General features: G+C 35.8%; 17 protein-coding genes. 7 read left to right on the forward strand and 10 right to left on the reverse strand.

The features are described from left to right. Positions 1–93: 93 nt before the first annotated feature. The 4 genes from ACUXVC_RS16860 to ACUXVC_RS16875 all read right to left on the reverse strand — a co-directional run bounded on the left by ACUXVC_RS16860 (position 94) and on the right by ACUXVC_RS16875 (position 3,161). Complete coding sequence (locus ACUXVC_RS16860) at positions 94–642, reverse strand: DUF2179 domain-containing protein (protein ID WP_000938438.1); 549 nt, start codon at positions 640–642, stop codon at positions 94–96. 198 nt (positions 643–840) lie between these two features. Then, positions 841–1,254, reverse strand: coding sequence for an ATP synthase subunit I (locus ACUXVC_RS16865; protein WP_446025778.1), 414 nt, complete (start codon positions 1,252–1,254; stop codon positions 841–843). Between the two features lie 51 nt (positions 1,255–1,305). Then, positions 1,306–2,634, reverse strand: a complete 1,329-nt coding sequence (locus tag ACUXVC_RS16870) for a hemolysin family protein (protein WP_000402258.1) — start codon at positions 2,632–2,634, stop codon at positions 1,306–1,308. Between the two features lie 119 nt (positions 2,635–2,753). Continuing rightward, a complete protein-coding gene (locus ACUXVC_RS16875) occupies positions 2,754–3,161 on the reverse strand; it encodes a MerR family transcriptional regulator (RefSeq protein WP_000285639.1) in 408 nt (135 codons plus the stop codon). 261 nt (positions 3,162–3,422) lie between these two features. Between ACUXVC_RS16875 and ACUXVC_RS16880 the strand changes: the two genes are divergently transcribed. The 5 genes from ACUXVC_RS16880 (at position 3,423) to ACUXVC_RS16900 (ending at position 8,292) form a co-directional block, all read left to right on the forward strand. Continuing rightward, complete coding sequence (locus tag ACUXVC_RS16880; protein WP_000750972.1) at positions 3,423–4,196, forward strand: glycosyltransferase family 2 protein; 774 nt, start codon at positions 3,423–3,425, stop codon at positions 4,194–4,196. Positions 4,197–4,311: 115 nt separating this feature from the next. After that, complete coding sequence (gene rfbF, locus ACUXVC_RS16885) at positions 4,312–5,079, forward strand: glucose-1-phosphate cytidylyltransferase (RefSeq protein WP_000648807.1); 768 nt, start codon at positions 4,312–4,314, stop codon at positions 5,077–5,079. Position 5,080: 1 nt separating this feature from the next. After that, the gene (rfbG, locus tag ACUXVC_RS16890) at positions 5,081–6,136 is read left to right on the forward strand and encodes a CDP-glucose 4,6-dehydratase (RefSeq protein ID WP_446025779.1); all 1,056 of its coding nucleotides are present in this window, start codon (positions 5,081–5,083) and stop codon (positions 6,134–6,136) included. Between the two features lie 12 nt (positions 6,137–6,148). Further along, positions 6,149–7,372, forward strand: coding sequence for a methyltransferase domain-containing protein (locus tag ACUXVC_RS16895; RefSeq protein ID WP_446025780.1), 1,224 nt, complete (start codon positions 6,149–6,151; stop codon positions 7,370–7,372). After that, positions 7,369–8,292, forward strand: coding sequence for an NAD-dependent epimerase/dehydratase family protein (locus ACUXVC_RS16900; RefSeq protein WP_141241010.1), 924 nt, complete (start codon positions 7,369–7,371; stop codon positions 8,290–8,292). The genes ACUXVC_RS16895 and ACUXVC_RS16900 overlap by 4 nt, the downstream gene beginning before the upstream one ends. On the opposite strand, the gene ACUXVC_RS16905 is transcribed toward ACUXVC_RS16900, so the two are convergent. Beyond that, positions 8,261–9,061, reverse strand: coding sequence for a glycosyltransferase family 2 protein (locus ACUXVC_RS16905; RefSeq protein WP_089171474.1), 801 nt, complete (start codon positions 9,059–9,061; stop codon positions 8,261–8,263). The genes ACUXVC_RS16900 and ACUXVC_RS16905 overlap by 32 nt on opposite strands. A gap of 118 nt (positions 9,062–9,179) precedes the next feature. Next, positions 9,180–9,347, reverse strand: coding sequence for an SH3 domain-containing protein (locus tag ACUXVC_RS16910; RefSeq protein ID WP_000875292.1), 168 nt, complete (start codon positions 9,345–9,347; stop codon positions 9,180–9,182). Positions 9,348–9,552: 205 nt separating this feature from the next. On the opposite strand from ACUXVC_RS16910, the gene ACUXVC_RS16915 reads away from it, so the two are divergent. Then, positions 9,553–10,437 (forward strand): DMT family transporter, encoded by an 885-nt coding sequence (locus ACUXVC_RS16915; protein ID WP_000814762.1) that lies wholly within the window; start codon positions 9,553–9,555, stop codon positions 10,435–10,437. Positions 10,438–10,454: 17 nt separating this feature from the next. On the opposite strand, the gene ACUXVC_RS16920 is transcribed toward ACUXVC_RS16915, so the two are convergent. Continuing rightward, positions 10,455–10,991, reverse strand: coding sequence for a hypothetical protein (locus tag ACUXVC_RS16920; protein WP_043936689.1), 537 nt, complete (start codon positions 10,989–10,991; stop codon positions 10,455–10,457). A gap of 19 nt (positions 10,992–11,010) precedes the next feature. Next, the gene (locus tag ACUXVC_RS16925; protein WP_446025781.1) at positions 11,011–11,832 is read right to left on the reverse strand and encodes a pentapeptide repeat-containing protein; all 822 of its coding nucleotides are present in this window, start codon (positions 11,830–11,832) and stop codon (positions 11,011–11,013) included. A 195-nt stretch (positions 11,833–12,027) separates the two neighbouring features. On the opposite strand from ACUXVC_RS16925, the gene ACUXVC_RS16930 reads away from it, so the two are divergent. Further along, positions 12,028–12,201 (forward strand): DUF1272 domain-containing protein, encoded by a 174-nt coding sequence (locus tag ACUXVC_RS16930; protein ID WP_001162788.1) that lies wholly within the window; start codon positions 12,028–12,030, stop codon positions 12,199–12,201. Between the two features lie 69 nt (positions 12,202–12,270). On the opposite strand, the gene ACUXVC_RS16935 is transcribed toward ACUXVC_RS16930, so the two are convergent. Together ACUXVC_RS16935 and gntK are read right to left on the reverse strand one after the other, a co-directional pair. Then, the gene (locus tag ACUXVC_RS16935; RefSeq protein WP_098126521.1) at positions 12,271–13,338 is read right to left on the reverse strand and encodes a lactonase family protein; all 1,068 of its coding nucleotides are present in this window, start codon (positions 13,336–13,338) and stop codon (positions 12,271–12,273) included. Between the two features lie 120 nt (positions 13,339–13,458). Beyond that, complete coding sequence (gene gntK, locus ACUXVC_RS16940) at positions 13,459–15,000, reverse strand: gluconokinase (protein WP_098126520.1); 1,542 nt, start codon at positions 14,998–15,000, stop codon at positions 13,459–13,461. Between the last annotated feature and the right edge of the window lie 59 nt (positions 15,001–15,059).

Here is a 15,059-nt window from a genome sequence, read left to right on the forward strand (position 1 = left end):
CATAAAAAAAGAGAGGAATCTACATCAAAATAGATTCCTCTCTTTTACATTTAGACTTATACTGCGCTTTTAATGCAGCACTACTCCTCTTTTTTACGATGCATGTTCATCTTTCTTCTTCATTAACGCTCTTTTCTTCATCGCCTTCGTTAAATATCCACCTTTAAACGAACGAATTTCATACGAAGACATAAACGCTTTCGGTGCAATTTCATTAATGATTTCTAAAAGCTCTTTCTCTCTAGAACGCTTTGCGACGATATCTAAGCGATAACGTATAGAATTAATACCTTCGCCTTCAAATACTGTAACGCCAAATCCAGAGTGACGTAACTCATCTACTAATTCATTACAACGGTCTAGTAAACTAACTTGATACGTAATATAACCAATTGCTAATTTATTCTCTATATAACCGCCTAATAACAGTCCCGCACTAAAGCCAATGACATAGGCAACGATGTTCATCCAATTTGATAAATCTTGAAACACAATACCTAAACTGACAATGTAAATAGCTCCTTCTAACAATCCAACACCAGCAGCGGATCTTGTTTGATTCTTTACAAGCAAAATCGTACGGATTGTTAAAATTGGAACGTAAATAATTTGAAGCACAAAAATAAGTAGCGCTTGTAACATTGGTATCCACCTCTTTCAAAAAGTCTTTTGTCATAATAACATACATAACCTTTAGAAATCGATGGGTTTTTTAAAATTTTTTTATTATTTTTCATACTATTGAAAAACGAAAAAAAGAAGCGTATTATATTTGTCGTTAATTTGATTACTTGTATATTATCGCTAAACTAAAAAAGGAACCCGATTAGGTCCCTTTCATCATAGCTCTATATTTTTCGAAGCATGTTCCCTTTGCTTCTCTTCTTCTTTCACTAATTGCATATTTGCATAAGCTAAATTTGCAATCATTAAAAAGTGACCACCTAAAATACCTGTACCGAATGCCCACATTTCCATTTCATGCTCAATTTCATACATGATGATAGCTCCTAAAATAGCAGCTGCAAATCGGTTTAAAACTCCTAATCCAGGAGCCTTTTCCTTCATTACGATACTTTTCCCGAGTTCCTCCACTCTGCGAGCTAATAACCAAAGACAATAGGCGCTTACTGCTAATCCAATACCGAACCCTGTCACTTGTTTTCCAAACGGAGTAATCGTCCACATAAGTAGTAAACCACTAAAGATCACATACAATTGTAATCGATATACACGTAAGGCTTCTTGAATCAAAATATCCGCTCCTAAGTTCTCATTTTTGTACTTTAGAAGAAAAGCAGCAACTTACACAGTTGCTGCTTTCTCTTCTTCTTGTTCTTGTTCCATCTTACGAATTTCAACACGTTTAATTTGGTAAGCGTCTTTTTCTAACACTTTAAATTCATAACCTTCTGCCTCAACGTGTTGTCCTTCTTCGATTTCATGATTTTGCATCATAATCCATCCACCGATTGTATCCACATCATCTTCTTCGATGTGTAATCCAAATAAATCTTTCACTTCTGAGATAAGCACTTTTCCATCAACAATGATATGTTGCTCGTTCACATGTTGAATTGGCGGTGCTTCATCTTCATCATATTCGTCACGAATTTCGCCGACGATTTCCTCCAAGATATCTTCAAGCGTTACAATTCCGGCTGTTCCTCCGTACTCATCATATAAAACAGCCATCGGAATTCGCTTCTTCTGCATTTGAAGTAATAAATCGTGAATTGGAGTCGTTTCCATCACTTCAATAATCGGACGCATATACGAGCGAATAGATGATAAATCTTTTTGATCCTCGGTCATATATCGAATAAAGAAATCTTTTACGTTGACCATACCGATAATATCATCTTTATCTTCTCCAAAAATCGGATAACGTGTGTATCGCTCATTTTGGATTACTTTCATGTGTTCTTCTACTGAATCTTCCAGGTAGAAACCAACGATTTCTGTTCGCGGTACCATAATCTCTTTTGCAATACGATTATCAAATTCAAAAATGTTATTTACATACTTGTATTCAGCTTGATTAATTTCGCCACTTTCATAGCTATCTGAAAGGATAAGACGTAATTCTTCTTCTGTATGAGCTACTTCATGTTCTGAAGCTGGCTTTAAACCAAATAAACCAGTTATCACACGAGCTGAACCGTTCAATACCCAAATAAATGGATACATTACTTTATAGAACATCATTAATGGGCCTGCCAATAATAACGTTACCCTTTCAGCCTTTTGAATTGCCATCGTTTTTGGAGCTAATTCTCCTACTACAACGTGTAAATACGTCATAATCATAAAAGCAAGACCAAATGTTAATACTGATGAAATGGAAGGATTTAAGTTCCATTTCTCAAATAACGGGTGTAATAACTTTTCAATTGTCGGTTCACCTAACCAACCTAATCCCATAGCTGTAACTGTAATACCTAATTGACAAGCAGATAAATATTCATCTAAATTTGTTGTTACCTTTTTCGCTGCTAAAGCACCGCGTTTTCCTTCCGCAACAAGCTGGTCGATACGACTTGAACGTATCTTTACAATCGCAAACTCTGCTGCTACGAAAAATCCAGTAAATGCGATTAAAATCGCAACCATGACTAAATTAAATATTTCCAATGAATCCCCTTAGTTAAAAAACTAAGGTGTCCACCTCCTGTATACTATAATGTTTTCTTATTTGTTTGTTAGAAAACATAGCCCGATACAAAAATTAAAGAGGTCGGATTTCACTTATTCTATAATAATAGAGCAAGTGTCTGTATTAAAGCTGTCGTTTGACCTGATAAAGATTTCGATATTTTTTCACGTTGTGAATCAGTCAATTCATCTAAAAGCGGTTTTAACTCAGTAAGCTCCACTTCTAATCGATGAATATGGTCTGTCACTTCATTCACTTGTTTCGAAACGTGTTCATTGATACCGAGCAGCTTCTTCTTCTCCTCGATTTTCTCTTTAATCTCACAAAGCGGCATATGCATTTCTTTGCACTTCTCAATAAATTGTAATGTCTCAAATGCTGTTTCGTCGTAATAGCGATAATTAGATTGAGATCGCTCCGCTTTTAAGATACCTAGATTCGTATAATAATCAATCGTTCGTTTCGACACGTGAGCCATGAGAGCCAACTGTCCGATTCGATACACCTTCCCAACGATCTTCCCCCCTTGTTTATATTACTTACATCATACAACACATAAACTGTACAGTCAAACGTGACGGTTTATTATTCACAATTTATACAAAATTTCAATCTCATCCTATGATTATTCAATACGAGTAATCTACACTTATGCAATAAAATCACTAAACTATTACCTAATCACTACATTGTCTGCCCTTTTTAACCTTTCTTATTTAAAAGCATATCCTACTAATAACGATTGCTTGTATAGGAGGGAATTAACATGAAAAAGACAATCATTTCTCATTTTTATAATGAAGAATACCTACTTCCATGGTGGCTTATGCATCACACGAAAATATTCGATCACGGCATTTTAATTAATAGAGGGTCTACAGATCGTTCCGTAGAGATTTGTAAACTATTAGCACCCCACTGGGAAGTACGAAATTCAAGATTTCTTGAGTTTGATCCAACTAATACTGATATTGAAGTGATGGAAATTGAAAGAGAAGTTTCAGGTTGGAAAATCGTTTTAAATACTACTGAATTCTTTTGTTGTAATAATACTGAAGAATTTTTTTCATCTCTTCATACACTAGGCCAAAACATGTATGCGATTAGAATGATTTTAATGATAGATAATCATAATTATAATTATTCAAAGCCTAGATATTCTATCCCCTTAGTAGAACAGCGATACCACGGTGTCTTCCCTTATAACCCAAATCTAGGATGTGCTTGGAGATTTATTCACAATCATCTAGACGGTGCATATTTACCTGGTAGACATCATTCGCGGCACGGATATATAATTTATGACTATCCTTCATTTATTTTAAAATTCTATTTTAGCCCTTGGAATGAACAATCAAAAGCAAGAAAATTACAAATTACACCTACCCTTTCAAAAAGGGGTATTCAAATGGGGCTTCAAACACATTACGGTCAATCTCCTGAAGTACTGGACATACGTTTTTTAGAGCTTAGTAACCTAACACAAGACCTCCGTCATAACCCTGAATATCAAGAATTATTCCCAAAATTCAAACCGTAATATTTTCTGCATCGTCATCACCTCAAACATTTTCATTCGCTTAATCAAAAACAATCTCATTTGCATAAAACATGAATACTGTATAAATAATAAATTTTTATTTTAGGAGGAAAAAATGAAAGCTGTTATTCTTGCTGGTGGGTACGGTACAAGAATTGGGGAAGAAACACATTTAAAACCGAAACCTATGATTGAAATTGGAACAAAACCCATTCTATGGCACATTATGAGTTTGTATAGTCATTACGGGATTACTGAGTTTATTATTTGCTTAGGCTATAAAGGATATGCAATTAAAGAGTTCTTTCTAAATTACAACTTACACATGTCTGATTTCACAATACAGTTAAACGATAATACAATTACTAGCCATTCTCATCGTGTAGAGCCATGGAAAGTTACACTAATCGATACTGGTGTAAATACCGAAACGGGTGGCCGAGTGAAAAAGATTCAAAATTATGTCGGAGACGAACCTTTCTGCCTCACTTATGGTGATGGATTAAGTAATGTAAATATAAAAGAACTTATTACATTCCATAAAAAACATGGGAAAATGGCTACTGTTACTGCCGTACAACCTCCTGGTAGATTTGGTTCTCTCATATTAGATAAACAGTCTGTAACATCTTTTCAAGAAAAACCATTAGGTGATGGCGGATGGGTTAACGGTGGATTTTTCGTTTTAAATCCTGAAGTTTTCAATTACATTAGTGGAGATAAGTCTGTTTTTGAAACAGACACTTTAGTTCAGTTAGTAAACAAAAATGAATTGGCCGCATATCAACATTCTGGTTTTTGGCATCCGATGGATACATTGCGCGATAAAAATAAATTAGTCGAGCTATGGGAAAGTAATAACGCTCCATGGAAGGTTTGGTAATATGGCTTCATCATCTTTTTGGAATAAGAAAAAAGTATTTATTACGGGACATACTGGATTTAAAGGCTCATGGCTCACCCTTTTCTTAACTTCTTTAGGTGCAGAAGTAGTAGGCTTTTCTTCTCATCCCCCATCCATTCCTAACCTTTTTGAACAAGGTAACGTAGCAAAAGAGTGCACGACAATGAAAGGCGATATTACAGATTACCATTCTTTATTTCATGCCATGAAACAGCATAAACCTGACATAATATTTCATTTAGCAGCTCAGCCAATCGTAACCGCTTCATACAAAAATCCTATCGATACATTCAAAACGAATGTTTTAGGTACTGTTCACGTATTAGAAGCGGCAAAACATATAGAAAGTATACGTGGCATCATTAATGTTACAAGTGATAAATGTTATGAAAATGACGGAAGCGGTAACCGGGCATTCGTGGAAAGTGACCGGCTAGGAGGTTTCGACCCTTATAGTGCTAGTAAGGCTTGCACTGAAATAGTGGCAACATCCTATCAAAAATCATTCTTCCGCACTAATACTCAGAAACTCGCCTCAGTAAGAGCAGGTAACGTCATCGGCGGTGGTGATTGGGCAGAAGACCGATTATTCCCAGATATCATTCGTGCATATTTACAAGATGGTACATTAACTATTAGAAACAAAAACGCTATTCGCCCGTGGCAACACGTATTAGACCCTTTACACGGCTATATTCTTTTAGCTGAAAATCTTTGGCAAGACGCCGAATATGCAACAGCGTGGAATTTCGGCCCGTTGAACGAACCTAACAGAACAGTTTATGATGTCATTCAATCTGTAATAAAATTATGGAATAAACAACTAACAATCCTTTTCCCCTCTACAAATACTCCTTATGAATCACCTATCTTAACACTGGACAGTACAAAAGCAGTAAACAAACTCGACTGGACTCCTAAGTTATCAACAGATGATTCTATCGCTTGGACTGTTGATTGGTATAAAAAATATGCATCCGGTGAAAATATAGAATCTTTCACGCGACAACAAATCGATGCATTCAAAAATTTATAAGGGGGCTATAAAATGGAACAGAAAAAATGCCGTTTTTGCCACTCATTACTAACCAACACTTTTTTAGATTTGGGCGTTTCCCCTCTTGCTAATTCATTTGTAGCTCCTGAAACTTCATATAAAATGGAACCTTTTTATCCGCTGCACACATTTATTTGTCACTCTTGTTTACTCGTACAGCTAGATGAATTTGAATCCCCGCAAAATATTTTCCATAACTATTTATACTTCAGCTCTTACTCCTCAAGTTGGCTACTACACGCTAAACAATACGTAGAAATGGCGATTAAGCGTTTCAACTTAACGAAACATTCAAAAGTAATTGAAATTGCAAGTAACGATGGGTACTTATTACAATACTTTCAAAAAGAAAATATCGAGACATTAGGAATTGAACCCGCAAAAAACGTAGCAGAAATTGCTGTCCAAAAAGGAATTCCTACTGAAGTAAATTTTTTCAGTAATGACTTAGCAAAAAAATTGCCACAAGCTGATTTAATCGTCGCAAATAACGTATTAGCACATGTTCCGAACTTGCATGATTTTGTCGCTGGTTTAAAAACACTATTAAAACGTGATGGCACGATAACGATTGAATTCCCGCACTTATTAAACCTTATATCCTTTAACCAATTTGATACGATCTACCATGAGCACTTCTCCTATTTCTCACTTATAAGCCTACAAAAAATTTTAGCTCATCATCATTTACAAATTGTTGATGTAGAAGAACTTTCAACGCATGGTGGTTCAATACGTATTTTTGTAAACCATCTAAGTGCCCAATCAACTATCCATTCCAATGTTACAAAATTAATTCAAAAAGAAGTCGACCACGGGTTAGATACTTTAGATTGCTATCTCCTTTTTTCTAAACGCATCGAACAATTGAAAATAAATATTTTAAAGTTTTTTATTGAAGCGAAAGCTTTAAACAAACAAATTATCGGTTACGGTGCTCCAGCTAAAGGAAACACCCTTTTGAATTATTGCGGGATAGGTAAAGAATTTCTAGCTTATACAGTAGATAAAAATCCTCACAAACAAAATCTCCTTTTACCAGGAACTCGTATTCCAATAAAATCTCCAGCAGAAATTAAACGTACAAAACCGGATTACATTTTCATACTTCCTTGGAATTTGAAAGACGAAATTATGAAAGAATGCTCTTTCATTCGTGAATGGGGCGGTAAATTTTTAGTGACGGTTCCAGAAGTTGAGGTGATCGAGCCATGAAGAAAGTTGTTGTAACAGGTGGTAGTGGCTGGATAGGTAAATATGTTGTACATTCACTTATACAAAAGGGATATGAAGTGCACGCCACGTATAATAAAAATAAACCCTCTCACCTCCCTTGCCATTGGCATAAAGTAAACTTGCTTCGCGATGACGAAGTAAAACAATTCATTTCCGACGTTCAGCCTAGCCATCTCATCCACCTTGCTTGGGAAGCAGTGCCACCAGCATGCTATGTATCTATTAATAATTACTATTGGCTAAATTCTAGTATTTCATTGATTCAACACTTCACAACATGCGGCGGAAAGCGTGTTGTCGTTGCAGGTACTGGCGCAGAATACGAATGGTTTAACGGCGTATTATTTGAAGATTCGCCGCTTCTTTCTTATAAAACCCCGTATTCATTATGTAAAAACGCACTGCACTCCTGGTTAGCAACGTATGCACAACAAACAGGCCTCAGCATGTGTTGGGGCCGCATTTTTCATATGTATGGACCTTACGAACAAGGGAATCGGCTCGTTTCTAACATTATCACTTCCTTATTAAAAAATGAGGAAGCACTATGTACACATGGAAAACAATCGAGAGATTTCCTCCATGTGAGTGACGTCGCTGACGCTCTCGTAACAATATTAGAACATGGCGTTACAGGCACCATTAATATCGCTTCAGGTCAATCTGTACAAATTAAAGAACTAGCTTCTATCATCTCTAAAAAAATAGGAAAAGAACATTTAATTAAACTAGACGCGATTCCTTTCTCTAAGGATGAACCTTTATTCGTCGGCGTTAGTGTAGAACGTTTAAAAACTGAAGTAAACTGGAAACCAACATACGATTTAAATACAGGAATTGAAGAAACAATTTTATGGTGGAAATCATTTATACAAAAACATAACGATATGCATCATTAAAACGTAAATCCTTCGTTCCTCTCGCTAATTCCTTATACCATTCTTCTAATCTTTCCGGCGTAACAATATGATGCGTACCCATTCCCCCATGCTTACTAGCTTCAGAAAGAGTCGGACCAATTTGTAACTTTCTCTTTCTCATCGCATCGTTCCACGGACTAAACCCAAACCATAATATACAGGCAAGAGGTGGATAAATCATCGATTCATGCGCAGATAAATGTCTTCCAACCGTATAACTTCCATGCTCATGATTATGAATAAATCTGCCCCTTCTCCATAGTCTCCACTCCTCTGGTAAATAACCATGAAATCGCTGTTTCATTAAAGGTATTCCAAAGTTAAGTCCCGGATAATTATAGTTAGGATCATCAACCATAATAAGCCCTTCCAGCCAATACATCCTCCCCCCCAATTCATTTAGCGATTTCCAAAACTGATTTTTATCTTGCACACAAAGAAACTCAGTCGTATTTAAAATCATTTTCCATCCTTGTACTTCTTGTTCTATTCTCATCACTTCATGATCTGTCGCATATGCATCAAACTCTGGATTTACAGAATCTCGCACCTCCCAATGCGGTGCGAATTTTTTACAAATCTCAACGGAACGATCTGTTGAACCTTTATTAATTAAAATACCATGATCAAAAAGTTTTGTATGATGCATAAGCCACCATGGCAATAAATACTCTTCATTGTAAAAATGCGAAATAACGGTTGTAGTTATAATAATCTCCTCCTCTTTCTCTATTAATCTACTTTTTATCCTACAACCAATATACTCATAAGCAAAAATATGTTTCCTAATTATTGATCAAATATTATTATTAATATTTTTGTAAGTTTTCCTTTGGTGTCCAGCCCTTCTCATCATCTGTTCCTTCTCACCAAACCCATCCTTTCCAGTTATACTTCTCTTCGTGATAAAACATCCAGTTTTCCCAGTCTTCTGGACCAACGTAACTCTCTATCATTTTCACTACACCCCTCTCTTCTAAGCGAATTGGATTAGGATAATTGCTAACATGTGATTTTATAACGATATATTTCATAAGAACCTCCAATAAACTGAAAATTAAGTTATAATATCATTATAAAATTATGAAGGAGGAATGCACTCATGTACTACAACACTTCATTCGAAAACGATCAACCTGTAGGCCGTCTATAAACTAAGACGGGCATTCATTTAGCACATACACTATGCCTCGTCTTAGGGAGCTCATATTACCCTAAAAATAGACGGAGGTATTTCAAATGAAACAAACAATTTTAGGAGCTATATACTTATCACTAGCAGCAAGTATATGGGGCGGTATGTATGTTGTTAGCAAATACGTACTCGATTTTATCCCACCACTAACACTCGTTTGGCTACGCTTTATTATCGCTTTTGTTGTTTTATATGGCATTTTGAAACTAGCTGAGAAAAAACAAAAGAAAAAAGTAACCATTCGCAAAAAAGATTGGCTCCTATTCGCTTGGATTGGATTTATCGGCTATTTCATTTCGATCACATGCCAATTTATCGGAACAAAATTATCCGACGCTCATACAGGCTCGTTAGTTACATCAGCTACACCTGCATTTATGGTTATATTTGCAGCGCTCATTTTGAAAGAAAAACTAACTGCTCGTAGACTTTTATCTACTATAATAGCGACAATCGGTGTCATTATCGTAATCGGATGGGATATTGAAATTGGCTCCTATTTTATCGGAACAATCATTTTAGTTGGAGCCGCTATCACGTGGGCTTTACTATCTATTTATGTAAAAATCGCTTCAATCCAATTTTCATCCTTAGTTATTACAACGTACGCAATTTTCTTTTCACTCTTTTTTATTACACCTTTTATGATATGGGAGCTACAAGCGGCCTCTATCGGAACAGTAAATACGTACGTAATATTAGGCGTATTATACTTAGGAATCGTCTCAACAGCAGGTGCCTTTTTCCTTTGGAATAAAGGATTAGAATTACTGGATGCAAGCATAGGTTCCTTATTTTTCTTCTTCCAACCTATCGTTGGATCGTTACTTGGTTGGTTGCTCTTAAATGAAACATTAAATAGTAACTTTTTTATTGGTGGTATTCTTATTATATGTAGCGTTTTAATTACTACTTTTGAAAAGAAATAAAAAGCAGGCAGAGATTCTTAGTCTCTGCCTGTTCGCATTATTGGATCTTGATCGTGAAAACCAATACAAATCGGTATATTATTTTGCACTTCACTACGTACACTTATAAAACTACACAGCGTTTTAGCAATTAAATATAAAGTGATACCGATTGCTTTTTCACTTGTGTCAAAGCCATTTTCATTATACATATCCGCTAATTCTACAGACCCCGGTCCCTCAACATCATATGTCCATTCAGAAGCCCAATCATCATCCTCTTCTTCAAGTGGAGCATACTCCTCACAAATATAAAACTGACTAGTCCACTCGTTATCAAGGTCATACTCAAAATAAATCGCTTTTGCTTCTTCATTAGTAGCCATTTCTACAGCTGCATCCAAACCTACTCGAATACTTTCCTTATATGACTCTACATCAATTACTTTAATTCGTTCTGCATATTCTGTAGACGCCAACATGCAACAAATATCATAATACTTCGCTTCTATTTGCTCTACTGCTAACGAAAAGACATCCTCTTGCATCTCTTCTAAATACTGAAATATATCCACACTAAATACTCCTCACTCTTTACGCACTCCAATGCGATGGACGAGACAATAATTTCGGTAATTTCGTATGTTTGTCCCCTCTAGCAGCATTAACTTGAACTTGCGTCAGAAAAATACTATTAGTAAAATCAGCCCCGCGAATATCTGCATCTCGCAAATCTGCTCCGATGAGATCTGCTCCTCTTAAATCTGCACCATTTAAGTTAGCCGCAATTAAGTAAGCTCCTCTTAAATTTGCACCTTGTAAATTTTTCTTTTTCAGATTCGCTCCCATAAGGTCTGCTCCGCGGTGTATGATTCGTTTCTTACGCGCAGTATTCATTTCCTTCCATACTAATTCGCTCGTTTCTAAAAGAAGAATGTTCACCTCTGCCCTATGCATTGGAACATTTATTTTCATTAACTCATCTGGATTTAAATTCGAAAGTCGCTCTGTCTCCTCAATTGCGGTCTCCAGCTCTTTATGAATTGGCTGTGTTGCCTTTAAAATAATCGCCTCATTCAAATACCAAAGCATTTCATGAAGCTGATGCATAATTGGAAAAGCATCATACATTTTTCTCGCATGCTTAGCATCTTTCCGCCAATCAATTCCTTTAAACGTAACTTGAGAGATTTTCTGCCCAGCACCGAAACATTCAAATACTGTACAACCTTTATAACCTTTTCCTCTAAGATTTTTATGTATACTACATTTATAATCTGATTGTAAGTTAGAACATGGCTTCCCACCATCTTTATTCACCGCAAAATCTACCGATGCTGCGAACGGTAATGCAACGCAACATAGACCGAAGCATGTTTCGCAGTTTGCTTTTAAATGATCGTTATGATTAGTCAAAATCTATACCCCCTGTTGTCTTTTGACTATTTCATAATATTCCAACTGTAATAAATAATCAATTTTAAAATAAACCAGCATCTTTCATTTCAATTCATAACTTTATCATTCGATTTCCTTTCAATTGAAAAGGACTATTTCTATTCAATGAATTATAATTAAATTATAAATTTTCAAACTTAAAGGAGACTTATTATGGCACTAGAAATGAAAACAAACTGTCAAATTTGCGATCAATCGCTCGAACAAGATTCTGAAGCATACATTTGTGTATATGAATGTACATTTTGCGCACCATGTACAGAAGAAAGACATAACGTTTGTCCAAACTGCGGCGGCGAATTAGTACGTAGACCGAAAAAGAAATAATAAAAAGCAAAGCGATATCGCTTTGCTTTTTATTATTTTCTAAGTTTATGAAATTATATCGAACACAACTTAAACATTTACAAACTTCACACAAACAGGCTCTGGCACAGCAACATCAGATTGTAAAAGTGTTAACTTACCTGTAGATTCATCTCTTGAAAATAACACAAGATTATGTGACTTTTCATTTGTAGCAACAAGGAACTTTTCAGTAGGATCTAATACAAAGTCTCTTGGCCAATTTCCTTCTGTAGATATGTGTTCAACAAATGTAAGCTGACCTGAATTTTGATCTACGCTATAAACAGCGATACTATTATGACCACGATTACCTGCATATACAAAACGGCCGTCAGAAGAAATATGAATCGCACTTCCTTGACTATTTTCATCAAATTGTTCTGGAAGAGTAGAAATATACTGTTCTTCTGTAAAGGATCCTTCTTGCGAGTTATATGTTAACACAATAACCTCTGAACTCAGCTCAGTCATCACATAAGCGTATTTTCCATTCGGATGAAAAGTAATGTGTCTTGGACCACTTCCTGGTTTTACAGATAAACGATTCACTTCTGTTAATGTACTATCTTTTACTTCATACGTAATTATTTTATCTATTCCTAAATCAACGCCCACTACATATTTTTCATCAGGAGTGTACCCCGCGTAATGTGCATGTGGTTTTTCTTGTCTTTCTTTATTCGGACCTGAACCTTCATGTGCCATAATAGATGAAGCAGGATTTACAGTTCCATTTTCTTCATTTATTTCAAAAGACTCAATCGTTCCTTTATGGTAATTCGCTGTAACTACTGTATGATTTCCACTATCAACACTAATATGACAAGGAGAAGCACCTTCTACTACTTGTCTATTTTTCGCTTTTAGTTCTCCAGTATGACTATCAATGGAATAAGCAGCTACACCGCCAGATTCGCCTTCCTTAACAACGGAATAGAGATATTCATTATTTCGGTTAATCGTTACATATGTAGGGTTATCCAGCTTAGCGGCAAGTGTTACATTACTAATTTTTTTTGCTTCTACATCTAGCGTAAATTTATATATTCCTTCGCTATTTTCTTTCGTGTAAGTTCCAACATATCCAATAAACTCTTTGTTATCCTTCATTTTCATAACCCTCTCTCCCTATATTTTTCGTTCATCATGCTTCTTAAAATATTTTATGTTGAAAGAGTATCCTAAAAAATCGGAGTACCTCTTTATACGTTACCATATTTTCTTGGTAAATAGCTTTTAAACCCACTTTTTTTGATACGCTGCTATACTTTCATATTCTTCTTCCAATTGACGGGACAGACGGATATAGATTGGCGTTAAATCTTTATATTTTTCCACACTTTCCATGTTTGGCTCATGATGGAAATCTGCACCTACCATTTCAGAAACTACAGATAATGTATCTATTTCACCTAAACTATATAAACCGAGGATTGCAGCTCCTAAGCAAGAGCTTTCGAAACTTTCCGGAACATATACGTCTTGATGGAAGATGTCCGCCATCATCTGTCTCCAAAGTTCCGACCTTGCAAAGCCGCCTGTCGCTTGAATTTTTTTCGGTTCGCCAATTAACTCTTTTAAAGCGAGAAGAACCGTATATAAATTATAAATTACTCCTTCTAAAACAGCACGGATAAGATGTTCTTTCTTATGATGCAATCCGAGTCCAAAGAAAGATCCTCGTGCATTTGCATTCCATAAAGGAGCTCTTTCCCCTGCTAAATACGGGTGAAATAATAAACCGTCAGATCCAGGATTCACTTTTGCTGCTATTTCAGTAAGTACTTCATATGGATCTTTTCCTAAACGCTTCGCAAGTTCAATCTCTGAAGTACCCAATTGGTCACGAGCCCATCTGAAAATCATACCACCGTTATTCACTGGTCCACCAATTACCCAATGGTCTTCAGTTAACGCATAACAAAAAATTCTACCTTTTGGATCTGTTACAGGACGATCTGTTACAGCACGTATCGCACCGCTTGTACCAATTGTAACAGCCACAACGCCAGGATCTATTGCATTTACACCTAAATTAGATAGTACTCCATCACTCGCTCCTACTACAAAAGGCGTAGAAACAAGTACATTCATCTCTTTGGCAAGCTCTTCATCTAATCCTGTTAAACTGTGCGTTGTTGGAACAAGCTTTGAAAGCTTTTCATCTGTAATTCCCGCAACATGTAAAGCCTCTTCATCCCATTTTAAAGATTTTAAATTAAACATCCCTGTTGCTGACGCTATAGAATAATCAATTACATACTCTTTATAAAACTTGTAAAAAACATATTCTTTAATAGAAATGAATTTATAACTTTTTGCGAATAACTCTGCCTGCTCATTCTGTAGCCAAACTAATTTCGAAAGTGGTGACATCGGATGAATTGGTGTCCCAGTACGAAGGTAAATTTCATGACCATTCATATCATTCTTTATTTTCTCCGCCCAGCTTGCACTTCTATTATCTGCCCAAGTGATACATCTCGTTAACGGCTCTCCCTTTTCATCTACGGCAATGATACTATGCATTGCCGAGCTAAAAGAGACACAAAGAATATCACTTGGCTGTACACTACTTGATTGTATAGTTTCTTTAATCGTATTTATTACTGCACGAAAAATTTCTTCTGGGTCTTGTTCTGCTGTTTCAGGCGTAGGAGAATATAAAGGATATTCAATTCCATGACTAGCAATAACAGATCCATCAGTAGAAAATAGAACTGATTTTGTACTAGTTGTCCCAATGTCTACACCAATCATATATTTTGAGCTCACCATTTCTTCCTCCTAACAAAAAATCCCTACAGTATCCTAATAATATAAGAACCATAAAAATA

It is taken from the genome of Bacillus sp. N6, from assembly GCF_052805735.1.